At 49.7% G+C, this 23219-nt stretch carries 26 protein-coding genes and 1 tRNA gene; 10 read left to right on the top strand and 17 right to left on the bottom strand.

The genetic code is table 11. From position 1 onward, the window contains the following. Positions 1-79 precede the first annotated feature (79 nt). The 5 genes from O4H49_RS05010 (at position 80) to O4H49_RS04990 (ending at position 2554) form a co-directional block, all read left to right on the top strand. Positions 80-376 carry an integration host factor subunit alpha gene (locus O4H49_RS05010; RefSeq protein ID WP_269423087.1) on the top strand — a complete coding sequence of 99 codons (297 nt, stop codon included), beginning with the start codon at positions 80-82 and terminating at the stop codon, positions 374-376. A 70-nt stretch (positions 377-446) separates the two neighbouring features. Then, positions 447-863 (top strand): MerR family transcriptional regulator, encoded by a 417-nt coding sequence (locus tag O4H49_RS05005; protein WP_269422337.1) that lies wholly within the window; start codon positions 447-449, stop codon positions 861-863. 105 nt (positions 864-968) lie between these two features. Continuing rightward, positions 969-1045, top strand: a tRNA-Pro gene (locus O4H49_RS05000). Positions 1046-1205: 160 nt separating this feature from the next. Further along, positions 1206-1988 (top strand): ABC transporter ATP-binding protein, encoded by a 783-nt coding sequence (locus tag O4H49_RS04995; protein ID WP_269422336.1) that lies wholly within the window; start codon positions 1206-1208, stop codon positions 1986-1988. A gap of 2 nt (positions 1989-1990) precedes the next feature. Beyond that, positions 1991-2554 carry an IMPACT family protein gene (locus O4H49_RS04990; RefSeq protein WP_269422335.1) on the top strand — a complete coding sequence of 188 codons (564 nt, stop codon included), beginning with the start codon at positions 1991-1993 and terminating at the stop codon, positions 2552-2554. On the opposite strand, the gene O4H49_RS04985 is transcribed toward O4H49_RS04990, so the two are convergent. From O4H49_RS04985 to phhA, 5 genes are all read right to left on the bottom strand, one after another. After that, positions 2541-2810 carry a hypothetical protein gene (locus tag O4H49_RS04985; RefSeq protein WP_269422334.1) on the bottom strand — a complete coding sequence of 90 codons (270 nt, stop codon included), beginning with the start codon at positions 2808-2810 and terminating at the stop codon, positions 2541-2543. The genes O4H49_RS04990 and O4H49_RS04985 overlap by 14 nt on opposite strands. A 160-nt stretch (positions 2811-2970) precedes the next feature. Beyond that, positions 2971-3603 (bottom strand): maleylacetoacetate isomerase, encoded by a 633-nt coding sequence (gene maiA, locus O4H49_RS04980; RefSeq protein ID WP_269422333.1) that lies wholly within the window; start codon positions 3601-3603, stop codon positions 2971-2973. A 9-nt stretch (positions 3604-3612) separates the two neighbouring features. Beyond that, complete coding sequence (locus tag O4H49_RS04975; protein WP_269422332.1) at positions 3613-4653, bottom strand: fumarylacetoacetate hydrolase family protein; 1041 nt, start codon at positions 4651-4653, stop codon at positions 3613-3615. Positions 4654-4734: 81 nt separating this feature from the next. Continuing rightward, on the bottom strand, positions 4735-5841 hold the full coding sequence (hppD, locus tag O4H49_RS04970) for a 4-hydroxyphenylpyruvate dioxygenase (protein WP_269422331.1): 1107 nt from the start codon (positions 5839-5841) through the stop codon (positions 4735-4737). 27 nt (positions 5842-5868) lie between these two features. Further along, on the bottom strand, positions 5869-6678 hold the full coding sequence (gene phhA, locus O4H49_RS04965; RefSeq protein ID WP_269422330.1) for a phenylalanine 4-monooxygenase: 810 nt from the start codon (positions 6676-6678) through the stop codon (positions 5869-5871). 155 nt (positions 6679-6833) lie between these two features. Here phhA and O4H49_RS04960 point away from each other — a divergent pair, with 155 nt between their 5' ends. Both O4H49_RS04960 and O4H49_RS04955 read left to right on the top strand, forming a co-directional pair. Beyond that, positions 6834-7295, top strand: a complete 462-nt coding sequence (locus tag O4H49_RS04960; protein ID WP_269422329.1) for an Lrp/AsnC family transcriptional regulator — start codon at positions 6834-6836, stop codon at positions 7293-7295. Positions 7296-7310: 15 nt separating this feature from the next. Beyond that, on the top strand, positions 7311-7814 hold the full coding sequence (locus tag O4H49_RS04955; protein WP_269422328.1) for a GNAT family N-acetyltransferase: 504 nt from the start codon (positions 7311-7313) through the stop codon (positions 7812-7814). A gap of 118 nt (positions 7815-7932) precedes the next feature. On the opposite strand, the gene ccoS is transcribed toward O4H49_RS04955, so the two are convergent. The 9 genes from ccoS to O4H49_RS04910 form a co-directional block, all read right to left on the bottom strand. Further along, the gene (gene ccoS / locus O4H49_RS04950; RefSeq protein ID WP_269422327.1) at positions 7933-8130 is read right to left on the bottom strand and encodes a cbb3-type cytochrome oxidase assembly protein CcoS; all 198 of its coding nucleotides are present in this window, start codon (positions 8128-8130) and stop codon (positions 7933-7935) included. Between the two features lie 2 nt (positions 8131-8132). After that, complete coding sequence (locus O4H49_RS04945) at positions 8133-10358, bottom strand: cation-translocating P-type ATPase (RefSeq protein ID WP_269422326.1); 2226 nt, start codon at positions 10356-10358, stop codon at positions 8133-8135. 157 nt (positions 10359-10515) lie between these two features. Beyond that, positions 10516-11019 carry a FixH family protein gene (locus O4H49_RS04940; RefSeq protein ID WP_269422325.1) on the bottom strand — a complete coding sequence of 168 codons (504 nt, stop codon included), beginning with the start codon at positions 11017-11019 and terminating at the stop codon, positions 10516-10518. A 23-nt stretch (positions 11020-11042) separates the two neighbouring features. Further along, entirely contained in the window at positions 11043-12524 is a 1482-nt protein-coding gene (gene ccoG / locus O4H49_RS04935; protein ID WP_269422324.1) for a cytochrome c oxidase accessory protein CcoG, read from the bottom strand. Positions 12525-12616: 92 nt separating this feature from the next. Continuing rightward, positions 12617-13486, bottom strand: a complete 870-nt coding sequence (gene ccoP / locus O4H49_RS04930; protein ID WP_269422323.1) for a cytochrome-c oxidase, cbb3-type subunit III — start codon at positions 13484-13486, stop codon at positions 12617-12619. A 2-nt stretch (positions 13487-13488) separates the two neighbouring features. Beyond that, entirely contained in the window at positions 13489-13638 is a 150-nt protein-coding gene (locus tag O4H49_RS04925) for a cbb3-type cytochrome c oxidase subunit 3 (protein ID WP_269422322.1), read from the bottom strand. 9 nt (positions 13639-13647) lie between these two features. Next, positions 13648-14373 carry a cytochrome-c oxidase, cbb3-type subunit II gene (gene ccoO, locus O4H49_RS04920; protein WP_269422321.1) on the bottom strand — a complete coding sequence of 242 codons (726 nt, stop codon included), beginning with the start codon at positions 14371-14373 and terminating at the stop codon, positions 13648-13650. A gap of 13 nt (positions 14374-14386) precedes the next feature. Beyond that, a complete protein-coding gene (gene ccoN, locus O4H49_RS04915; RefSeq protein WP_269422320.1) occupies positions 14387-16063 on the bottom strand; it encodes a cytochrome-c oxidase, cbb3-type subunit I in 1677 nt (558 codons plus the stop codon). A 182-nt stretch (positions 16064-16245) separates the two neighbouring features. Further along, entirely contained in the window at positions 16246-16710 is a 465-nt protein-coding gene (locus tag O4H49_RS04910; RefSeq protein ID WP_269422319.1) for a hypothetical protein, read from the bottom strand. A 165-nt stretch (positions 16711-16875) separates the two neighbouring features. On the opposite strand from O4H49_RS04910, the gene O4H49_RS04905 reads away from it, so the two are divergent. From O4H49_RS04905 to O4H49_RS04895, 3 genes are all read left to right on the top strand, one after another. Next, positions 16876-17616 (top strand): Crp/Fnr family transcriptional regulator, encoded by a 741-nt coding sequence (locus O4H49_RS04905; RefSeq protein ID WP_269422318.1) that lies wholly within the window; start codon positions 16876-16878, stop codon positions 17614-17616. Positions 17617-18195: 579 nt separating this feature from the next. Next, the gene (locus O4H49_RS04900) at positions 18196-19353 is read left to right on the top strand and encodes a pyridoxal phosphate-dependent aminotransferase (RefSeq protein WP_269422317.1); all 1158 of its coding nucleotides are present in this window, start codon (positions 18196-18198) and stop codon (positions 19351-19353) included. 27 nt (positions 19354-19380) lie between these two features. Beyond that, positions 19381-20160 (top strand): HpcH/HpaI aldolase family protein, encoded by a 780-nt coding sequence (locus O4H49_RS04895; RefSeq protein ID WP_269422316.1) that lies wholly within the window; start codon positions 19381-19383, stop codon positions 20158-20160. Between the two features lie 598 nt (positions 20161-20758). Here the strand turns inward: O4H49_RS04895 and O4H49_RS04890 are convergent. The 3 genes from O4H49_RS04890 to O4H49_RS04880 form a co-directional block, all read right to left on the bottom strand. Continuing rightward, a complete protein-coding gene (locus O4H49_RS04890) occupies positions 20759-21337 on the bottom strand; it encodes an SPOR domain-containing protein (RefSeq protein WP_269422315.1) in 579 nt (192 codons plus the stop codon). Positions 21338-21416: 79 nt separating this feature from the next. Further along, positions 21417-22643 (bottom strand): polyhydroxyalkanoate depolymerase, encoded by a 1227-nt coding sequence (locus tag O4H49_RS04885; RefSeq protein WP_269422314.1) that lies wholly within the window; start codon positions 22641-22643, stop codon positions 21417-21419. 244 nt (positions 22644-22887) lie between these two features. Further along, complete coding sequence (locus O4H49_RS04880; protein ID WP_269422313.1) at positions 22888-23130, bottom strand: hypothetical protein; 243 nt, start codon at positions 23128-23130, stop codon at positions 22888-22890. Between the last annotated feature and the right edge of the window lie 89 nt (positions 23131-23219).

Here is a 23219-nt window from a genome sequence, read left to right as displayed (position 1 = left end):
GCAAAATTGCCCTTGTATATCATATGGGTTAGCGAATATATCGCATAATCCAGATAAAGATAACAGGGGAGTGTCCTTCATTATGGGTGCAACAATAACACGTGCTGATCTGAGTGAAGCTGTATACCAGGAAGTCGGTCTGTCCAGAAATGAATCTGCAGAACTGGTCGAATCAGTTCTGAATGAAATTTCTGAAACCCTTATCAAAGGCGATACGGTCAAGATTTCCTCTTTTGGCAGTTTTGCCGTTCGGGAAAAGGGCGAGAGGATCGGGCGTAATCCAAAAACCGGCGAAGAAGTGCCGATTTTACCTCGGCGTGTTCTGGTGTTTCGGGCATCCCATGTGTTGAAAAATAAAATCAACAACTCCCTTTAAATATTATTCCTGCCGGATTTCCGGATGACCAGGCCGAAAGCAAGTAAAAAGCGGGAGTAAAATCTGCAAGATGTCTACTGCAGAAACGACAACCAAATCAGCGGCCGCGTTCCGTACCATCAGTGAAGTATCCGATGATCTGGATGTGCCTCAGCACGTCCTGAGATTTTGGGAGACTAAATTCCCTCAGGTAAAGCCGCTCAAGCGTGCTGGGCGCCGAAGGTATTATCGTCCGGAAGATCTTGATGTGCTGCGCCAAATCCGGGACCTGCTCTATCGGGATGGTTATACGATCAAGGGGGTTCAAAAGCTCTTTAAGGACGGCAATTTTAAAGAAGAGGCCCCAGAAGTTCACTCAGATTCTGCTCAATCCAAACCTGCCAAAATTGATAATGATTTGGGGACTTTGCTTACTTCAGGACTTGGTACAGACGAACAGAGGAAGCTTTTGATGGAGCTGAAAAAAATCAGATCCTTGCTGAGCTAGAACGAGGGTATTTTTTTTCTTTTCCCCCATTGCCATGACCGGAGAGCAAAGGTATATAGGGCTGGTTCGCGATGAAATATTCTCTGAATAGTTTGTTGTGACTGACGGAGTATAGCGCAGCCTGGTAGCGCACTTGGCTGGGGGCCAAGGGGTCGCAGGTTCAAATCCTGCTACTCCGACCATTAGAAAAACCTCTGATCTTTGGATCGGGGGTTTTTTTGTTGGGAAAGTGGATCGTAGATTCTGATTCGGCCAGAAAACTGTTTTTGCCGGGCTGGTTCTGCCGGGGTTCTATGCTAGTCTTGCGCGCGTTGCGTGAGGCGGGCGGCAAGGGGGATTTTTATGCGTGCTGTTCTTGAGGAAAAGAAAGTTGTTCTTGATGTACGGGAACTTACCCGGAGTTTTGGCCAGATACGGGCACTGGATAATGTAAGCTTTTCTGTGCAGCAGGGGCGTTCTCTTGTCATTATCGGCGGATCAGGCAGTGGCAAAACTCTATTGCTGAAAGCTATTCTTGGCGTCGTCGATGTTGATTCAGGGCAAATTCTGGTCGATGGGCAGGACATGACCGGGCGTGCCCGGGATAACGAGGATTTCCTCGACCGGTTTGGCATGCTGTTTCAGCAATCAGCTCTCTTTGACAGTATGCCTGTCTGGCGCAATATCGCTTTTAAGATACTAAAAGGGCATGGGGCAGATGAAGTTGCCATCAAGGAAAAGGCGATTGAGGCTCTTGGAAGAGTTGGTTTGAGAGTAGAAGTGGCTGATCTTTACCCGTCTGAACTTTCGGGGGGAATGCAAAAACGGGTCGGCCTGGCGCGTGCTTTTGCCGGGAGACCAGAGTTTCTTTTCCTGGACGAACCGACCGCTGGACTGGACCCAATAATGAGTAATTCGATCAGTGAATTGATAGTCGATATGAAGCAGGATAAAAATGTTACCTGCATGATTGTCAGTAGTGATCTGGCCTCGGTTCGAAAAATTTCTGATGATGTGTTGATGTTGCATGAGGGACGGGTGGTCTGGAGCGGTCCGACCAAAGAACTCGACACCACTGACAACCCTTATGTTCAGCAGTTTATAAATAAGTCTGCCGTAGGACCCATTGCAGTAATGACAGAGTAATAATGCAGGTTGTAGAGAGAGAGTTTCAGGGAGAAATTGAGGAGAAGAAGTCTCGCTTTCTGTCATATTTATTACCTGAAAAAAACTTTGCTCTCCGACTGGAGGAACTGAAGGAAGAGCACAAGAAAGCCAACCATCATGTCTGGGCGTTCCGGAGGTTAAATGGCTATGGACAGGTGGAGGAGGGATCATCCGATGACGGAGAGCCCTCTGGGACATCTGGTCCGCCAAGTCTTCGGGTTCTCCAGGGCAATGACCTGATCAATACAGCCATTATCACAGTCAGGTTTTTTGGCGGTACAAAGCTTGGTACAGGGGGGCTGGTGCGGGCTTATTCGGAAAGTGTAAAGACCGTTATAGCTGCAGCCAGGTTCATGCCTTATGTTGAACTGCTCAAGCTGGAACTCTTTATCGCTTTCAAGGATATTTCACATATGGAATATCTCTGTGCTCAACAGAAAATCATGATCCTGGAGCGAAAGTTCGGTTTGGAGGGAGCAGACTGTCTGTTTGAAGGAACAGATGAGGCACTTCGTCAGCTGGAACAGCAATTCAGGATTTCTTGAGGGCTTTTCTTAAGGCATCGGATGCCTTGAGGGACGAGGCCAAGTGGTGAATTTCATTCCGGGCCAACATCAGGGCTTCTCTGTCTTGTTGGGAAAGACTGTGTTCGGTCAGCCGATAATGGAAAAGACGATTGGCCTGTTTGTGAAGGATATCCCATTTGTTATTGGGCTCCTGCACCAAAGACAAATGCTCAGACGGCTCGTGTCTGAGAGCCGCTTCCAGATCCATGGACTGTTTGATTGCCCCCTGTTGCATCAGGCCTTACCGACTGTTTGTGAATTGTTAACAAAGTATTACTACAAATTTTAAATAATTACCAGCTTTTAGCGTGAGGCTGAAAAAATCGTGAAAAACTGCCAATAATAAGGTTAATGTATGGGGGGGATATGAGAATTATCTTCTCTATTGTTGTCTTTCAGTTGGAATCAGGATGACTGCGGGTAAAAGCGGAAAGCTGGGACAAATTCCCAGCAACCCTGATTAACGTCGGGTAAGGCGAGAGGTCACAGGAAAACCGTTTGGCGTTGTAGACCTGTGGAGCGAGACAGATGTCAGCCAGTGTGATGTCTGAGCCATAGCTGTATTCCCCTGCAGATGTCACAAGCCGCTGTTCTATTGCGAGAAAACCTTCATGGACCCAGTGTTGGTACCAGTCAGAGACCTGTTGCTCATCCAAAGTGGTTTCTTGTTTCAGATAATTGAGAACACGAAGGTTATTTAGAGGGTGAATATCACAGGCGATGATCTGGGCAATTGATCTGACTTCAGCGCGCTCAAAGGGGTTCCGGGGCAAAAGGGGAGGATCCGGGTAAACCTCTTCCAGATATTCCAAAATAGCCATTGATTGTGTCAGCACCTTCGGGCCGATTATAAGTGAGGGAACCAATCCTTGCGGATTGATCGTTCTATAGGATAGCTCATGATGTCCCCCGGTTTTTAGATTGATCGGGATTTTCTGGTATGGGCGATTTTTTAGTTCAAGGGCTATTCTCACTCGATAAGAGGCAGAAGAGCGATAATAATCATAGAGCTCGATCTCTATGCTCATGGATATTTCCTATTCAAAAGCAGAAGTATAGCGGACTTCTTCCTGACAGATGGCGTGCTCGATCACAAATTGACTAATAGCGCCAAACAAGGGTTCTCCGTCAGGTCCTGGCATCTCGATACGTATATGATCTCCGAATTTCATGAAGCCGGTTTCTGTCTTGCCATTGGCGATGATTTCCAGCATGCGTTTTTCAGCCAGACAGGAAGATCCGACGGAAGCATCCTTGTTTGAAACTGTCCCGGAGCCGATAATTGTACCAGCGCCAAGATGCCTTGTTTTTGCAGCGTGTGAGATCAGTTGGGCAAAATTGAATGTCATGTCGATGCCGGCATTCGGACGCCCAAACTCGACTTCGTTATAAGTGGTCACCAAGGGGAGGTGTACCTTGTTTCCATTCCAGTGAGGGCCAAGTTCGTCGGGTGTTATGGCCACTGGAGAAAAGGCCGAGGCAGGCTTGCTATGAAAGAAACCAAAACCCTTTGCCAGTTCTGCCGGGATCAGATTGCGTAAGGAAACGTCATTCACCAGACATAACAACTTGATATGTCGTGGAGCCTGTTCCAAAGACACGTGCATGGGAACGTCATCAGTTATGACGGCAACTTCAGCTTCGAAGTCTATTCCGTAGTCTTCAGAGATGATTTCAACAGGGGCATGAGGACCGATCAAATGGTCCGATCCTCCCTGGTACATCAGAGGATCATGCCAATAGCTTTCGGGCATGTCGGCTCCACGGGCTTTGCGTACCAGTTCAACGTGATTGACGTAGGCAGAGCCGTCAATCCATTGATAACAACGGGGAAGGGGGGCCATACAGTTGGTGGCATCAAAGGGGGCGTGTTCTGTTTCTTCACCGGCATTCAGGCGGTGGTATACGCTTTCAAGACCGGGGGCGGTTGCTTCCCAGTCATCCAGGGCTTCCTGCATGGTGCCACATATTTCAGGCACTTCAATATAGCGCGAGAGTGTTCTGTCAACGACAACGAGCTTGCCGTCCCGGGTTGGCCTCCCGTTCCTTCCAATGTATTTCAGAGTTGCCAGTTTCATGCGGGTCCTCCAACTGTCTGCTCCCCCGGCAGGAGAGGCCGGGGAGCAGACAGTTCTGTTCAGAAAGACTGATCAGGCGTGTTATTCATCTTTGAGCACACCACGATCTATTTGGTCCTGTTCCATAGATTCAAAAAGGGCCTTGAAGTTTCCTTCACCAAAACCTTCGTCTCCCTTGCGTTGGATGATTTCAAAGAAAATCGGGCCAACACAGGTCTTGGTAAAGATCTGCAGGAGAATGCCGCCATCTTCGGTTGGGGCACCATCAAGTAGAATGCCATGTTCTTTCAGACGGTTGACGTCTTCGCCATGGCCAGGAACGCGCGTATCAAGGTTATTGTAATAGGCATCAGGCGGCGCGGGCATGAAGTCAACACCATTTTCTCGCAGCTTGCGCACGGTTTCATAAATATCGTCGGTTCCCATGGCGATGTGCTGGACACCTTCGCCGTTGTAATCTTTCAGATATTCTGCGATCTGGGACTTGTCATCAGCGGATTCATTAATCGGGATACGAATGTTACCACAGGGACTGGTCATGGCCCGGCTGTGCAGGCCCGTCAATTTTCCTTCGATATCAAAATAGCGGATTTCGCGGAAATTGAAAAATTTCTCATAGAACTCTGCCCAATAGTTCATCCGGCCCTGGAACACATTGTTGGTCAGATGGTCAATGTAGGTCAGGCCAACATCCTGCAGATTGCTGTCTTCACCAACGAGAGGAATAAAGTCGATATCATAGATACTGCGACTGCTCTGGCGGTCTACGAGATAAACCAGGCTTTCACCAACCCCTTTGATCGCGGGGATGCTGAGCTCCATTGGTCCGACTTTGCTTTCGTAGAGTTCTGCATCAAGCGATTTGAGATGCCTGGCTGTTTTCCCGGCATCCTGCACGGCAAAAGCAACGGCACAAACCGAGGAGCCATGCTCATTGGCAAATTCGGCAGCGAAACTGTCAGGCTCTTCATTCAGGAGAAAGTTGATCTTGTCCTGGGTAAAGAGAGTGACCTGCTTTGAACGGTGACGGGCCTTTGCCTTGAAACCGAGGCTGACCAGAAGGGCGCGCATGGGGGCAGGATTTTTGGTTGTGAACTCTACAAATTCAAAACCAAGCGTACCGGCAGGATTGTCCCAGTGTGACTGTCCAGCCGATGTCGTTACATTTTTTGAAGCCGTGTTAACCATTAAAATCTCCAACAGGAAGAGGAAAAACTAGTGTGTAAGAGTGTTTGCTGAAGCGGGCAGGATCTGTTGATTGATGCTGCCGAGTGCCTTCGCTTCATCCATGATCGGGATCAGGTTTGATGTGATGGTTTCAAACAGTTGCTCGAAGCTGTCGATCACATAATAAATCGGCTGGAATACATCGATCCGGTATTCTGTTCTGAAAATACTCAAGGGATCAAAATCCAGTTTGACTGGAATTGGACTGTCCATGCAGTAAACCGCCTCGCCGGACGAAGAGGCCAATCCGGCACCATAAATCCGCAGTCCCGCTGTGGTTCTGAGAAGGCCAAACTCAACGGTGAACCAGAAAAGTCTCTGCAGTGACCACATGTATTTTTTGTCCACAGAGAGGGCAAGCTTGCCATATTCCTGAACGTAATCGGCGAAGGAGCTGTTGGTCAGCATGGGGCAGTGGCCGAATATCTCATGGAACACGTCAGGTTCCTTGATGTAGTCAAAATCCTGGCGCAGACGGATAAAGGTCGCGGCCGGAAAACGTCTGTTGGCAAGAATAGAAAAGAAATCTTTTGGCGGAATAACAGCCGGGACAGATTCAACGCCAAAGCCTGTTGCCTCATAAAGACGGGCACTGACTTCTTTTAATTGGGGGACCTTGGTGGCAGAGAGGCCCAGCAAATCAATTCCTCGAAGGAATTCAGGGCAAATCCGTCCATCAAGAATTTCGCGCTGCCGGGTTATCAGATCATGCCAGATCTGGTTTTCCTCACTATCATAATGATAAAAGCCCTGTTGATCAGGTGTTTTTGATTCATAGACAGAGCCTTGATGCCCCATTTTATTCTCCCGGATAATCCAACAGCCTTCTCGCCAATTCCGACTAAATTAGCTGGGTTTATTTTATGTTTGTTCATGGGGAATGTTATTTCTATTTTTGGTAATTTATGCTTCAATACGCATAAAATATCCAATAATATGCGGTAAATGGAATTGTGATTGAACTCGATCCTGTAGATATTAAAATTCTGAGCCTGCTGCAGAAGGATTCTACCTTGCCGACAGCTGAGATTGCCGAGCGGGTAGGTCTGTCGCAGTCACCTTGCTGGCGGCGGATCAAACGCTTTCGCGACGAAGGTCTGATTCGCAAGGAGGTCTGCCTGCTGGATCCCAGAACTGTCGGACTGGGTGTTACGGTTTTTGCGACGGTAACCCTGTTACGCCACAGTGAGGAAAACGCACGTCAGTTCGAGGCGATTGTTGCCCGACGTCCAGAAATTATGGAATGCTATACGGTAACAGGAGACAGGGATTATCTGTTGCGTATTGTGGCTAAAGATATTGAAGCTTACGACCGGATGATTACAGATCAGTTTCTGCATCTGTCGATTATCCAATCTGTCAGTTCCCGCTTTGCCCTGCGCAGTCTGAAGTACACTACGGAACTACCACTCTGAGAAGGTCTGTTACTGGTGATCGAGATACGACAGGAAGAAATGAAAGACCGGGGGGCGGTACTACAGCTTGTTCATGATGCTTTCGGGCAATGGGATGAAAGCGACCTGATCAAACGGCTTTATCTGGAAGAAGAGGTGCTGTTTGGCCTGGTGGCTGAAGAGGAGGGGAAGGTGCTTGGCCATATACTCTTCAGTGTTATGGAGGTCCAGTCTCCGGAACTTATTCTTTCGGCTGCTGCTCTGGCTCCTCTGGCTGTGCTTCCAGAGCGACAAAAAGAAGGGATCGGCAGTAAACTGGTTGAGGCAGGGATCCAGATCTGCCGGAATAATGTGGATCTGGCCGGAATTATTGTCTTGGGTGATCCGGATTATTATAGACGTTTCGGTTTTTCGTCAGAGCTGGCAGAAAAGCTTGATGGACCTTTCACTGGCGAATGCTTCATGGCTCTCGAGTTTCGAAAAGCTGTTTTGCCAGAGGGGGCCAAAATTGGATATGGCAAGGCCTTTGCCCTGGAATAGAGCCCGCCAAATTTTTTAAATCAGCAACATTTGGGAAAGGCTTTACTGAGGTCATCTTCCTGTTTGCAACGCCTGTGCAGTTCTTCCGTGGAAAGGGAAGGCTGGAGAGGGTGTTTTATCACTTTTTTCCAGGTGCTTTGCTGACCTCTCTGCTTCGTTCTTCCGCTGGATCGACGATATCATCGTCAAAAACAGCACGATAAGCGGCACCATCAAGATCATCAAACTGTCCGCTGCGCAGCGACCAAAGAAAAGCGACCAGGCCGAGAAGACCCAATCCGAGAGCTACGGGAATAAGAAAGACGAGGGCAGACATGGTCAGCTTTCCTTCTCTGACAGGCGTAAACGCAGAGCATTCAGAGTAACAATAATCGAAGAACCAGACATGGCCAGAGCAGCGATCAGCGGTGTAACGTAACCAGCCATGGCAAGAGGCACTGCGATGGTATTGTAAAGTATTGCAAGACCAAAGTTCTGAAAGATCAGGGCCTTTGCTTTGCGGGCAATAGCGATTGCTTCGATCATTGGTTTCAGCCTGTTGCCCTGAAAGACAAAATCGGCGGCGGTTTGACTGATATCTGATGCGGTTGCTGGAGAGGCAGACACAAAGGCTGTTGCCAGAGCAGGCGCGTCGTTGAGGCCATCACCGATCATCAGGACCTTTTTATTCTCTCGCGCAAGCTCTTCCAACCGGATAATTTTATCTTTCGGATTGGCTTCAGCTCTCCAGTTTTTTAATCCCAGTTCTTTTGCTGCAAGTGTGACAGCTGCCTTCCGGTCACCAGAGAGCAATTCGGCCGATCCCAGATAACGTGCGGAGAGGGCTACGGCCTCGACTGCATCATCCCGCAATCTGTCTGTAAAGGTAAAGCGTACCAGTTTATTATCACTGCTGCTGAGCCAGAGTTCACTAACTGTCTCGTTTTCATCTGTAGACTGGTCGAGACCGCACCAGTGGCGATTGCCAATTCGAATGCGCTGATTATTCAGATACCCCTCGAGACCTTGCCCGGCTTCTTCATGAATATCAGTAAGGGGGATCGGCTTTCCAGTGAAAGCCTTCAACACTGCTTTTGACAGAGGATGTTTGCTGTGTAGAGCGAGAGACGCCGCAAGCTGAAGATCGTTTTCTGTGATACTTGCCTGGTTGATCAAGGCAGGTTTGCCTTCGGTAAGTGTTCCGGTTTTATCAAAGACAACCGCATCGGCATCCGCCAGGCGTTCAAGCCCGTCGGCGGCTTTGACCAGAATGCCCCGCTTTAGCAACAGCCCGCTGGCGACGACCTGAACCGTCGGTACGGCAAGCCCAAGGGCGCAGGGGCAGGTGATGATCAGAACGGCAACCGCGTTCATCAATGCGGGATGCCAGCCTCCATCCCCCAGGATCCACCAGCCAGCGAATGTCAGGGCGGAAAGAAGGTGAACGGCCGGAGCGTAGATCTGTGCCGCCCTGTCTGCAAGCTGAACGTACTTGGCGCGCCCTTGTTCAGCTGTTTCCATAAGGCGCACTATCTCTGAGAGAAGGGTTTGGTCATCCCGTGCAGTTACCTTTACCTCGATCGGGGCAGCGAGATTGAGTGTCCCAGCAAAGACAACATCCCCTGTTTCGGCGATCTGGGGCAGGGATTCTCCTGTCACCAGTGAAGTGTCCAGTTCTGACTTCCCGCTGGTTATCCTGCCGTCAACCGGGACCTTTTCCCCGACAGCAATGGCTACTTTCATCCCGGTTTCGATTGCTTCAACAGGTAGGGAAGTCCTGCTGCCGTCTTCGTTGATGACTGTTGCGGCGATGGCCCTGAGTGATAGCAGGTTCTGGGCTGCGGATTGTGCACGGCTCCGCATCCGGCGATCCAGGTAACGCCCGATAAGCAGAAAGAACAGCAGCATGACCGAGGCATCAAAATAGGCGTGCTTTGCGCTTTGCAGGGTTTCACTGACGCTCATTCCAACGGCCAGAAGTACCGCAAGGGAAATCGGCACGTCCATATTCAGGCTACGGGCTTTTAAAGCAGCAAAGGCCGAGCGGAAAAAAGGTTGCCCGGAATAGGCCACTGTTGGCAGCGCGATCAAGGCGGATACCCAATGCATGAGGTCGCGGGTGGCCGGACCCATTTCATCGGTGCCGGACCAGACGGCCACGGAAAGCAACATCACGTTTGCGGCCGCAAAACCGGCAACGCCCATGGCTCGAAGCAGAGCCTTGTCCTCTTTTTCCGAAGCAGAAGTCAAAAGGGCAGGGTTGAACGGTGTTGGTGGAAAATCCAGCTCGTCAAGCTTGTGGATGATTGCTTTGGCGGGGGTAAGGGCCTCATCCCACAAAACGAAAAGCCGTTTGGTGGAAAGGTTCACTCTGGCAGATTTGATGCCCGGTAATTTTTTCAGATTGCCTTCAATCAGCCGAATACAGGAGGGGCAGTGGATAGAATCTATGATCAGGTTCAGGGACGAGAGTCCGTCTTTGGCGGCAAGGACATAAGCCGTTGGGTCAATGCTTGGTTCAGCAGCTGTCTGGTAAACTGCTTTGACTGGGGGCACAGTCGCCACAGGTTGAGACCGGGAAGCGGAACAGGTGGTCTCTGCTTCAGCCTGCCCATTAATATTTTCTTTTGAACAGCAGTTCTGCACAGGCGGATGAGAGACTGCCAGTGCAGAATCAACTTTTGCTGTGTTGTTACCTGAGCAACATTTGGACATTTGCGACCTACTTTACGATAAAACGCTGTTCAAGTTGATAGCTTGTGCCATCGGGGCCGATTGCCTTCAGACTGATATGCCACTGCCCGAGCAGAGGAAGATCAAGAGCTGCCTGATACGTTCCCTTTGCACTTTCTCCCAGTGTGACTGTCTGGTCGTATTTCTGCAGGGTCGGGCGGCCGACAAGGGCAGTAACTGTGAACCCCGATAGGGCTGTTCCATCCCGGTCTTCCAGTGTGAAGTCAAGACTGTGCTGTTGTCCTGTTTTTGTCAGGGTCAGGGTGTTGTGCCAGCCCAGAGCCCGCTGGTTTTTTACGGCTTCGAGTGTCTGATTGTATTTCAAACCATCAACATAGGCCGTTTTACTCGACAAACCGGTCCAGGTATCCGTCGCCAAAAATATGAAAGCGATATTTATCGCAATCACAACAGTAAAAAAACCGAGGATCCAGACCAGAAAATGTTTGCCGGTAAATTTCCCCTTTTCCTGATTTGAAGTTTTGTTGGTCATAGATGAAAAACTTTCAATAGAGGTCATGGTCTTTTTTCTGGTCCGATAAAAACACTGTCATAGGTAACCGAGTTTCCGTTTTCAGTATCGGTGACAGTGATGTTGACAGGCTCTGAGGCAGAGGCAAGATTTGTTTCATTGACAGAAATGAAGAGATGGACGCTGCGCAGGCTATCGGGTTTAACCTCAACAATGGGGGCTGTACTTGTGTCGGCAATGTCATTTATCTTGAGCGTCTCGACTGGCAGGCCATCAACAGATACGGCAAACTGCCGGACGCTGCGTTCCTTGTTGAGAATCTTGACTGTATAGCCATTGCGAATACTGCCATCTGACAGCTTGACGAAGATCGGATTCCGGTCCCTGAGAACATTGAGATCCAGAGAGGATCGGGTCATCAGAACGTAGCCCATCACCGCGCAGACGAACACGATTGCGAGAGCATAGAGAACGGTGCGCATACGCAGGAGGGTGAACTGTTCCGCCTTGCCAGCAATACGTCGAGCGAGATTGGCATCGGTGTCATAGGCAATCAGGCCCCGAGGAGTACCCATCTTGTCCATAATGCCATCACAGGCATCGATACAAAGGGCGCAGTTGATACATTCGAGCTGGGAACCATCTCTGATATCAATTCCCATCGGGCAGACCACGACGCATTGTTTACAGTCGATACAGTCGCCAAAATTTTCGTCGTCATGGGCTTTTTTGGCCCGGCCGCGTGGTTCTCCCCGATCCAGTTTGTAGGTAACCTGGAGCGAATCCTCATCCATCATGGCTCCCTGGATACGGGGCCAGGGGCACATGTAGATACAGACCTGCTCGCGTGCGAGGCCACCAAGGGTATAGGTGGTGAAGGTCAGCAGCGCGACAAAGCTGTAGGCCATCATGTCAGCCTGAAGGGTGAAAAGTTCGACAAACAGGGTTGGTGCATCGGCAAAATAAAAAACCCAGGCTCCACCGGTAGCGACGCCAATCAACAGCCATATCGTATGTTTAAGGCTGTATTTCCCGATTTTCTCAAGCGACCAGGGGGCCCGGTGAAGTTTGATGCGGGCATTACGATCCCCTTCAACCCAGCGCTCGACAGCAATAAAGAGATCTGTCCAGACAGTCTGGGGGCAGGAGTAGCCGCACCAGACCCGGCCAAACAGGCTGGTAAAAAAGAAAAGCAATAAGGCAGCAACAATCAGAATACCCGTGATGTAGTAGACTTCCTGCGGCCATAATTCGATAAAGAAAAAGTAAAAACGATTACCTGGAAAATCAATTAATACCGCCTGATCAGGAGCACCTGGACCCCGATCCCACCTGATAAAGGGGACCAGGTAGTAGATTGAAAGGGTCAAGATCATGATCAGCCATTTCAAACGGCGGAACTGTCCGGTCGCGCGCTTGGGAAAAATCGGTTCCCGCTTTTTATAAAGCGACCGGTTCTCTTTTTTATTGACGGCATCGACTTCGATGGTGGCGTCTCTGACGATATCTTCCAGCTTGGTACTCATTCTCTGGCACGATTCTTTTCTGACGGGTCGTGGATAATTTTTTTGTTTAAAAATTTTGAGGGAGTGACTTTGTCACTCCCTCAAACAGATCTCTATTCGCCACCGCCTAGGGCGTGGACATAGATGCTGAGTGCCTTGATCGTGACTGGATCAAGCCGGGCTTCCCAGGTTGGCATAACACCTTTTCTGCCATAGGCAATACTCTGGATGATGGTGGCTTTGTCGCCGCCATAAAGCCAGAGGCTGTCGGCAAGATTTGGTGCGCCAAGATCACGGTTGCCGAGACCCCCTTCTGAATGGCAGGCGACACAGTTGTCTACAAACAGTTCTTCGCCACGGCTGGCGGCCTGGGCATCTGTGGCAGTTCCGGAAAGGGACATGACATATTCAGCCACATCTGAAATTTCGGCCTTTTCCAGAATTTCATCACGGAGGAAGGCACTCATGTCATTGACCCGGGTGTCCTCATGGGTCGAGCGGATACCATAAGCAATCGAGGTATGGATTTCTTCAAGTGATCCTCCCCAGAGCCAGTGATCATCGTTCAGGTTTGGATAGCCTTTTCCGCCCTGAGCACCGCTGCCGTGACAACCGGTACAATTGTCCCCAAATGCGGCCTTACCCGCAGCAAGGGCATATTGGTTCAGGGTGTCGTCCTTAACGATTTCCTCCAGCGAGGAATTCAGGATCTGTTGATCCCATTCGGCTCTGCTTGCCTTTACTGCTGCCAATTCATTCTGGACCACATTACGTTGTGAATAACCCAGCATTCCCTTGGTGTAATCGGAAATTCCAGGCCAGGCTGGCATGGCGATCCAGTAGACGACAGCCCATAAAACAGAGGCGTAGAAGACCCAGAGCCACCAGCGTGGCAAGGGGTTGTTGAGTTCCTCGATATCGTCCCACTTGTGACCCGTGGTTTCGACGCCGGAAATCTCGTCTTTTCTCGGAGTTCCTGCCATGACTAGTCATCCTCTAGTGGAATGTGGGCGGCGTGGTCGAATTTATCCTTGTTTTTTGGCCAAAGCGCATAGATCACGCCACCAAGAAACATGACAACCAGATAGACCAGACCCCAGGTTTGTGAAAAATGTGAAACTTCACTGTAATCCATTACAATCTCCTAGCGCTGGTTCTGTCCCTCAGCTTTATAGGCTGAGAAATCGACAAGGGTGCCGAGCATTTGCAGATAGGCAATCAGAGCATCCATTTCAGAGAGAACCTTGGGGTTTCCATCAAAATCACGCACCTGGGCCTTGGGGTAACGGGCGAGAAGCCCATCTGTATCAGCATCAGGATCAACCTGGTTGCGAACGTCTTCCATGGCGGTTTCGATCATCTCGTCGCTATAGGGCACACCGACCATGCGGTTTGCCTCAAGATGCTCCTTGATATCCTTGTAATACAGGGGAGTATCCAGCAGGAACGGATAACCTGGCATGACAGATTCAGGAACGATACCTCGCGGATTGACTAGGTGCTCGCGGTGCCAATCATCAGAGTACTTGCTGCCGACACGGGCGAGATCTGGCCCGGTTCGCTTTGAGCCCCACTGGAACGGGTGGTCGTACATGGATTCCGCTGCCAGGGAATAAGGGCCGTAACGTTCGACCTCATCCTTCAGCGAGCGGATCATCTGTGAGTGACAGTTGTAACAGCCCTCGCGGATGTAGATATTTCGTCCTGCCAGCTCAAGCGGAGAGTAAGGGCGCATGCCCTTTACCTTCTCGATTGTGCTCTCCAGAAAGAACAGCGGTGCGATCTCAATCAGACCACCGATCGAAACAACAATAAGAATGCCGATCAGGAGAATGATCGAGTTTTTTTCGAAGATTTCATGTTTAATCATGCTGATACCCTCCTTATGCGGCAGCTACGGGATTGGGAACAGCTTCAGGCGCCAGAGAGCGACTTTCTACTCTCAGATCGCCCCGGGCTGTCCGCCAGAGGTTGTAGGCCATGATCAAAGATCCAACCACGAAGAAGGCACCACCGATAGCACGGATCCAGTAGAAAGGATTCATCGCTTCAACAGTTTCCACGAAGGAGTATTCCAGGAAGCCAAGATCGTTATAGGCCCGCCACATCAGGCCCTGGAGAATACCAGACACCCACATGGACGTGATGTAGAGCAAGATGCCGAACGTCGAAATCCAGAAGTGGTAGCTCACCAGTTTCAGGGAATAGAGCTGGGTTCGGTTCCATAGCCAGGGAACGAGACAGTAAAGAGCCCCAAAACTGACGTAGGCAACCCAGCCAAGAGCGCCGGAGTGAACGTGACCAACGGTCCAGTCAGTATAATGACTGAGAGAGTTCACTGCCTTGATCGACATGACGGGACCTTCAAAGGTGCTCATGCCATAAAACGCAACAGAAACAACCAGCATGCGCAAGACGGGATCAGTGCGCAGTTTGTCCCAGGCGCCTGAGAGTGTCATGAGGCCATTGATCATGCCACCCCAGGAGGGCATCCACAGCATGATGGAGAAGGTCATTCCAAGTGTCTGGGCCCAATCAGGTAGTGCTGTGTAATGAAGGTGGTGGGGACCAGCCCAGATATACATGAAAATCAGGGACCAGAAGTGCACGATGGAAAGGCGATAGGAATAAACCGGACGACCAGCACGTTTGGGAACAAAGTAGTACATAATTGCCAGAAAGCCGGCTGTCAGAAAGAAGCCAACGGCATTATGTCCGTACCACCACTGGGTCAGGGCGTCCTGAACTCCGGCAAAGAGAACATAGCTCTTTGAACTGGTCCAGGAGACTGGAACAGCAAGATTGTTGATAATGTGGAGCATGGCGATCGTCGCGATAAAGGCGAGATAGAACCAGTTGGCCACATAGATATGTGGTTCCTGACGTTTCCAGAGAGTGCCAAGGAAGACAAAAAGATAGACTACCCAGACGATGGTCAGCCAAAGATCGGCATACCATTCAGGCTCGGCGTATTCTTTGCCCTGTGTTGCCCCCATCAGATAACCGGTTGCCGCAATTACGATGAACAGCTGATACCCCCAGAAAACGAACCAGGGGGCCAAGGTGCCGGGAAGGCGGGCCTTGCAGGTACGTTGGACAACATAGAAAGAGGTCGCAATAAGAACGTTTCCACCAAATGCAAAGATCACAGCCGATGTATGCAGGGGGCGCAGTCGTCCGAAATTGAAAAAAGATGCATCAAAGTTCAGGTCCGGATAAGCGAGCTGAAATGCGATTGTATCCCCAGCCAGAAAGCCAGCAATACCCCAGAATACTGAAGCGATGACACCAGCTTTGACAATGTCGAGGTTGTACCGGATTGTGGTTTCTGCTCCGGCAGGCTGATCTGCAAGGCATTCGGAGTTGTCGTAATATGCCTTGATAATTCCAAAGAGTCCTAAAATGAAAGCCCCTGCAAAAATATATGCATGAACTGACATCACCGGGTCTTCTGTGCGCGCAGCTGTCAAGGTGGCGTAAAAAGCCCCAATAAGCAGCGCCACGACTGTTACCCATCCATCGACGGATAACCGTGCATTTGCGGTTGTTTCCCGAGTCATTCCTGAAGTCGCCTTATTATTAAGAACGTGGTTTATCTGGCCGAAGTGGACTTTCGGCACCCACTTACCCTACGTCTTATCTATAAAAAGGCATTGATCTAGGTCAATGTTACGGGTTGACGCACCCATAAAGATCGCCCTGTCTCCTCGATTGAGGCACAGCTGTCAGCGCTAGAGGAAGCTCAGTTCAATTTTTTACACAACCTCGTCGCGTCACAAAGGTAACCTCTATCTGACATTTGGCTTGGGATGGATTTACTATAACTGCTTTGTGGAATCGGGCTGTGTTTAACATCTATCGTGATGTGGATAGCCTGACAGTCCCGACTTCTCGCTTGTTCTTCCAGCCAGTTCAGCAGAGTTCCCGATATATCATTACGTCCTAAAATATCGGCAGCTACATAGTTGGTGACATCCATAACCCTTTGATGCATAACGTCTTCGATTATCTTGTAGCAGAGTACTCCCATATAGTAATTTGTCGCATTCCTGACTGTGATAATGCCACATTCCCGGGTATTGCGACCGGTAAAACTGTTGACATATTGTTGCCATTGCTCAGCAGTGATGTCGCTTTTGACCATTTGTATCAACGGCAGGACTTGTTGACTTTTACTTTGGTCAAGTGGGGTGATGGCAAATTGCACAGCAGGTACTCGCACAGAGGTTGAACATTCCCAAACAAGCAGCTAGATTCAGCTGTGTCTTTGATGTAGGTCAATATGACGCATGTAAAATAAAATCTTCACGGTTTGCCAAGTGATGCTGTGGTAGTATCACTGCGACTTAATAGTCTGTCAGGAATTTAAAGCATGAGAAGCCATTCTCACACGGCAAGCGCTGTAACAACCCAGTCAGAAGCTTACTCTCCTTGTGAGAACTGTAACGTTGCACAAATGAGCCTCTGTCACGCGCTGTCCTGTGAAGAGTTACGCGAGCTTTCTGCAATTTCAACCAGCCTTGAGGTCGGGCGGGGTGTGACAATTATAAATGAGACTGATTCTGCAGATTATCTCTTTAATGTGACGGCCGGTTCGATCAAGCTTTTCAAACTTTTGCCTGATGGTCGCCGCCAGATGACAGGATTTCTGTTTCCTGGTGATTTTCTCGGGATTGCCATGAACGATCTTTATGCCTATTCGGCCGAGGCGATTGAAGATTCCCGACTTTGTCGATTTCCCCGGGAAAAGCTTGAGGGGCTGTTAAGCAGATTACCCCAGCTTGAAAACCGCCTGTTGAATATGGTGTCTCATGAGTTGGTGCTGGCCCAGGATCAGATGTTATTGTTGGGGAGAAAGACGGCTGTAGAAAAGGTCAGCAGCTTTCTTATTACACTGGTCAAGCGCGGTGGTGAGTCGTCAGCAGATAAACATCTGGTGCCTTTACCGATGGGTCGTTCTGATATTGGTGATTATCTTGGCCTGACGACAGAGACGGTCAGCCGAACTCTGACAAACCTCAAGAAACAGAAAATTATTGCCATTCCTTCGGGAGGCGGTATCGAAATTCTGGATCAGGAAAGCCTGAATGAATTGGCCGAGGGTCTGGATTAGACTGTATCGCCGGGTGAAATGGTATCAGGTCGCTTTGCTGTGGGGCAGAAGTCGAGAGCCTGTTCCTTTAAGTCATGGAAATTCTTGAGCATTTAGCGAAAATTTGTTACATAGCCCAAGACGAGTTTCCGGGAGCCTTATTCCCGGTAAACAGCTTCGGGAAAAGGCCCCTGTACGCTGCCGGTGGCGCGATTGGGGGGTACTTCCCGAGGCAGGCTGCTTATCGTGCAATGTGTAAGCCACGATCCGGGGATGCAAGTGTCGTCCTGCGGGAGGATGTGTCTTCTGGGCACATCCTCGGCAAGCTTGCAGAGGGGCGTCTGCCATCTTTTTAGCCTACAATATTATCTGTGTGACAAGTTCTGAGGAGTTTTCCTGTTTTTCTGTTCGTCCAAAAACATGAAATTTCAATTTTAAATTGTCCCTGTGCGATGACTGTATAAAAATTTAAGCACAATTTATTCATGATAAAATTATTATCCTCATATAGTTAGAGTGATTTTTCTGTAAAAGGTGTGCTTGTTCTCTGAAGGTTTATTTAATACCCTTGGTAGAGAAAAAACACAGAGGAATGACTTGATGGTATATGAAATCAGCAGGACTGCGGGAAAGCTTGAACGCAGTCATATACGCGCTGTCATGGAGCATGGTTTTGGGAAAGAGGGTGTCATTCCTCTCTGGTTTGGGGAGAGTGATGAACCCACGCCTGAATTCATCAAAGAGGCAGGCAAGGCGGCAATCGATGCCAACTTTACAACTTACCCCCCAAGTGCAGGACTGCCTGTCTTGCGAAAAGCTATAAGTCGCTACATGACAGAACTGTACGGAACGCAGATTTCGGATCAACAGATCACTGTTGCTGCTTCGGGTATGCAGGGGGTGATGCTTTCCTTTCAGTGCCTGCTCAATCCGGGGGACAAGGTAAAGATTATCAGCCCGATCTGGCCGAATGCGGCCAATGCGGCCAGATTGTTGGGGGCGGATGTTTCCTCGTTCCTGCTTCAACGTGATGAGGCGGGAAAATGGTCTCTGAATCTGGAACGGCTGTTTTCGGACTGTGATGCAGGGTGCAAGCTGCTTTATCTCAACTCGCCAAACAATCCCACGGGCTGGGTTGCGACCCGGGAAGAGCTGGTGGCGATACTGGATTACTGTCGCAAGAGAGGGATCTGGCTGGTTTGTGATGATGTCTATGGCCGGATGGTATACGAGGGAAAGTCGGCACCTTCTGTTGCCGAAATAATGACTGCCGAAGATCAGGTTATTCTGCTCAACAGTTTTTCAAAGGCATGGAACATGACGGGCTGGCGTCTGGGGTGGATTACTGCTCCGCCAGAAATCGGACTTTCTCTCGCCAGGATGACGGAATTCAATATTTCCGGAGCTGCTCCCTTTATTCAGAAAGCCGGCGTGGCGGCAATTGAGCAAGGCGAGGCATTTATCCAGGCCAACCGGGCTGCCCTGAAACAACGCCGGGATCTGGTTTGCGAGGGGTTAGCTGCTTTTTCCCGTGTTACTATCCCGGTACCGGAAGCTGCTTTCTATGCCTATTTTTCAGTTGAAGGTGTTGAGGACCCTTTTGCTTATGCAATCGAGATTCTTGATAAAACGGGTGTCGGGATTGTGCCGGGCAGTGCCTTCGCGCATGATGGGCCTTACTTTAGAATGTGCTTTGCCTGTAGCCCGGGGCTCTTGAGTGAAGCGCTTACGCGTTTGGAGCCTCACCTGAACCGTTGATACGATGATCAAAAGAGAAAATCAGAAATGACCAAAGAATTTTTGCTGAGAAAACTTGGAAAAAATCACCCGGCCTTTGGCTGCTGGATTGATATGTTCAGTCCCTTGGCGACAGAGATTATTGCGCAGGCTGGCAATGACTGTCTGATGATCGACCTTGAACATGGTCCGGGATCGATTATGGATGCCTTGACGCAGATGCAGGCGGCGCGTGCGTATGGCCCGAAGGTGTATGTCCGGGTATCGAGCAATGCTTCTTCAAAGATTAAACGGGTCCTTGATGCCGGGGCTGATGGTGTGATGATACCTTCGGTTTCTTCAGCTGAAGAGGCCCGTAAGGCGGTTGAAGCCGCGCTCTATGCTCCCCTGGGGAACAGAGGTGTCGCCTCGACAATAATACGTGCAGCAGACTACGGTGTTAAAGCGGCCGAGTATCTTGAGAGTTTTAATGACCAGGTTATGGTTATCTGTCAGATCGAGACGGCAGAAGGCGCGAAGAATGCTCAGGAAATTGTGACAACGGCAGGTGTTGATACCATTTTCATTGGCCCTGCGGACCTTTCGTCTGATCTAGGCTATCCCGGGCAGCCTGATCATCCAGAGGTAATGAAAGTCATCACAGAAATCGAGAAAATTGTTTTGCGTGAAGGTAAAATTCTTGCTGGACTGCCGAGTGCTGGGCGCTCAGCTGCAGATTTGTACAAGGCGAGGTATGATATTGTTTTCGATGGTGCCGATATCGGTTTTGTGGTCAAGGGAGCCCAGGCAAAAGCATCTGAATTACGTAAAATTCTCGGGCGAAAATAGCTTTGTGATTTTACCTGGCTTTTTGTCTTGAAGTACAAAAAACATAAAAACTTCTTTGAAATGAACCAACAGACAAGTTGGAACGACATACTGATGTTCGTGTCCCTAGGGGCAAAACTTCATAATACCAAAGGAGCATATCATGTGTTTCAAAACAGTATGTCGAACATTCTCTATCGTATCTCTGGTTACAGGCGTTTTTTGGGTAACTGCTTTCTCAACTGCGGGGGCGAGCAGCGTTGTGCAGCAAAGTCAAAAGCTTGACCGATTGGTCTTGCAGGGAACTACCGGGGGTAACATTTTAAAAAAGGAACATAAAGTCAACTGTAGTGTGCCGCCTTATTTTGCCAGCGTTTGCCCCTCGGTTCTCAAAACGTCTTGCAAAAAGCATGGCGGTACGATGAGTGAAAGTGGTGGTGTTCATACTTGCACGATTGGGACAAAGAACTAGGGGCCAGGCTGAGGACGAATTTGCCACCCCCAAATTTTATCTGTCCGGGAGCCTCCTAAGGCGTTGCTTTGCGGGGCTCTCCTGTCGTCTTTTTTAAAGCCTGATTTCGTTAAACAGGCCTTTGGTTTCTGCGGTGATTAACTGTAATCAGATTTTTATAACAGCGCAGTACTGTTTTTTTCTTTTAAGTTCTTCACAGACCGTGCTGGCTGCTTCCCGGCTGGTGAAGGGCGCGCCGAGAACTCTGTAGAAAGTACCTTTACCTGTGACCTCGACCTGTTTTGTCTGAAAAGACAGGCCCTTGGTCTCCTGAGGGAAGGCATTTTTCAATTCCGTCCATTCTTTTTGGGCACTTTCCTTGCTTTTGTTAGAAGCGAGGTGAATGGCGTAAGTGCCTTTAGAAGACGTGGCTGGAGCCGCGGGTTGTTTGGTTGCGGTTTTTTGAACTGGCGGTTTGGCTGTCTTGGCATCCGCCTTGATCTTGTCGCTGGAGGGAACCCCGGTGGCAGGTTCTAGGGCGGTGACCTTTATTTCTTCCTGGGCAGGTTCTGTTGGCTGTATCGCGGTTTCATCCGGGGGCGGAGATTCTTTTGCGCTCTTTTTTATCTCGGTCAGAAAACGGGGCGCCCAGCCTTTGGTGTCGTCATAGATTTCGCCACAGCCAGCCAGAAAAACCGCACTTGAAAGGGCAAAAAACAACAGAGAGCGACAGGGAAAAACCCGCATGAAACAGCACCAGATCGTAATAGCGATAAAGACTATCGCCTAGGCTAAAGCGATAGTCTTTATAAAAAGCTAACAAAATCTATGACTTATTGTGATTTTTTTCAATAAACTCATTGATGACGGGATAGATGTTCTCACGCCATTTGCGACCATTAAAAATGCCGTAATGACCAACGCCTTTTTCGACATGATTCTTGTGCTTGCCCTGGGCGAGTGAAGAGCAAAGACCATGCGCAGCTTCGGTTTGTCCAGGCGCCGAGATATCGTCGAGTTCCCCTTCGACGGTCAAAAGCGCGGTCTTTGTGATTTTTGATGGATCAACAGGGATGTCTTTCCAGACCATGGTGCCTTTGGGCAAACTGCGTTCCTGAAAAACATGCTGGATGGTGTCGAGATAAAACTCTGCGGTAACATCCATGACAGAGAGATACTCGTCATAGAATTTTGTGTGGCTTTCTGCGGAATCTCCGTCCCCGACAATCAGATTGTTAAAGTGCTGCATGTGCGCATCGACATGGCGGAATGAGTTCATGGAGATAAAGGCAGCCAACTGCATGAAGCCAGGGTAGACCCGACGTCCGGAGCCGGGGTATTGCATCGGCACACTGGCGGTGAGGTTTTCCTTGAACCACGACAGGGACTGGCTGTCTGCCAGTTTTGTGACTTCTGTTTCTGCGGCGCCGGGATCTACCGGACCACCCATCAGGGTCATACTGCTTGGCTGGCAGGGATCATTTTCACCAGCGAGGATGGCAACAGCTGCCAACACGAGTGGCGCAGGTTGACAAACGGCAATGACATGAACATCCGGCCCGAGAAGACGAATATAATCAACGATATACTGAATGTAGTCATCGAGGCCAAAAGTACCATCAGTTGCTGGTACGGAACTGGCATCGGCCCAGTCTGTCACATAAACCTCGTGATCCTTGACCAGCGTGAGTACAGTGCCGCGGAGCAAGGTCGCAAAATGTCCAGACATGGGGGAGACAAGTAAAACTTTTTTGGGATTCTTGGCGAGATCACAGCGAAAGCGGATCAAATCGGCAAAAGGCTTGTGGTCTATGCGGGCAAGATCAATCGGATGGGTGCCTTTGTCATCGGTGATGGCCTGAAACCCCCATTCCGGTTTGCCACGATGGCGGATAACGCCTTCAAGGACGTCAGCACCTGCTGACATGATCTTCCCAAGATAGGTACGTGAGAGAGGCATCATCGGGTGGCTGAAATAGGTCTTGGTCATCTGCGCCATAGCGCGCATCGGGCCCAAAGCGGCATTCTGCATGTCGAAATAGTTATAAAGCACTCTATCTTCCCCAATTCTTATTGCTTTGTCTGGATGGCGCCCGGGCTTGATTCCGGGTCTGTTTCTGTGTTTGTGCTCCTGCCGTAGTGGAGCAGTCCAAAGACAAAGTCAGTATTTGTGCGCTGCACAATCAATTTGAGGCTAAGCGGGTTTGCCTGCTTCGTCAATCTTTCTGTCGAATTTTCACGAAGCTGTCACTGCAGTGCAATAGGTGGAGGAGGAGGCAGAGTTTGTCCTGATCGGGTTAATCAGAGCTGTGCGTTGCCTTTGTACAGGCTGCCCGGCCATTGTCCGTAAGCTTGCATACCAGCCAGTCCGGTTTAAGGGGGTTGTTAAACCAGGGTTCAGCCCATCCGTGTGTGATACAGGCCTTGATCAGCCGGTTGTCATAGTGTTGACCATTTTTGTCAAACAGGGGAAGCTTGCCTCCTGCCTGCTGCAGACCGCGCTTAAGCCAGTTAAGCTGTTTGGTCGTGGGTTTTTTCACGATGAAGATCCAAGAACAGTTCCTGAGATGCTGTTTTGTTGCCTGTAGCGTAAAGCGCGGCAATTTTAGCACTTTTACCCCAAAAAAAC

Origin of the sequence: Kiloniella laminariae (genome assembly GCF_027214005.1) — a bacterium.
GTDB lineage: Bacteria > Pseudomonadota > Alphaproteobacteria > Kiloniellales > Kiloniellaceae > Kiloniella > Kiloniella laminariae_A.
Note: the sequence above shows the minus strand (reverse complement) of the source record. Positions and strands in the feature narration are given on the sequence as shown.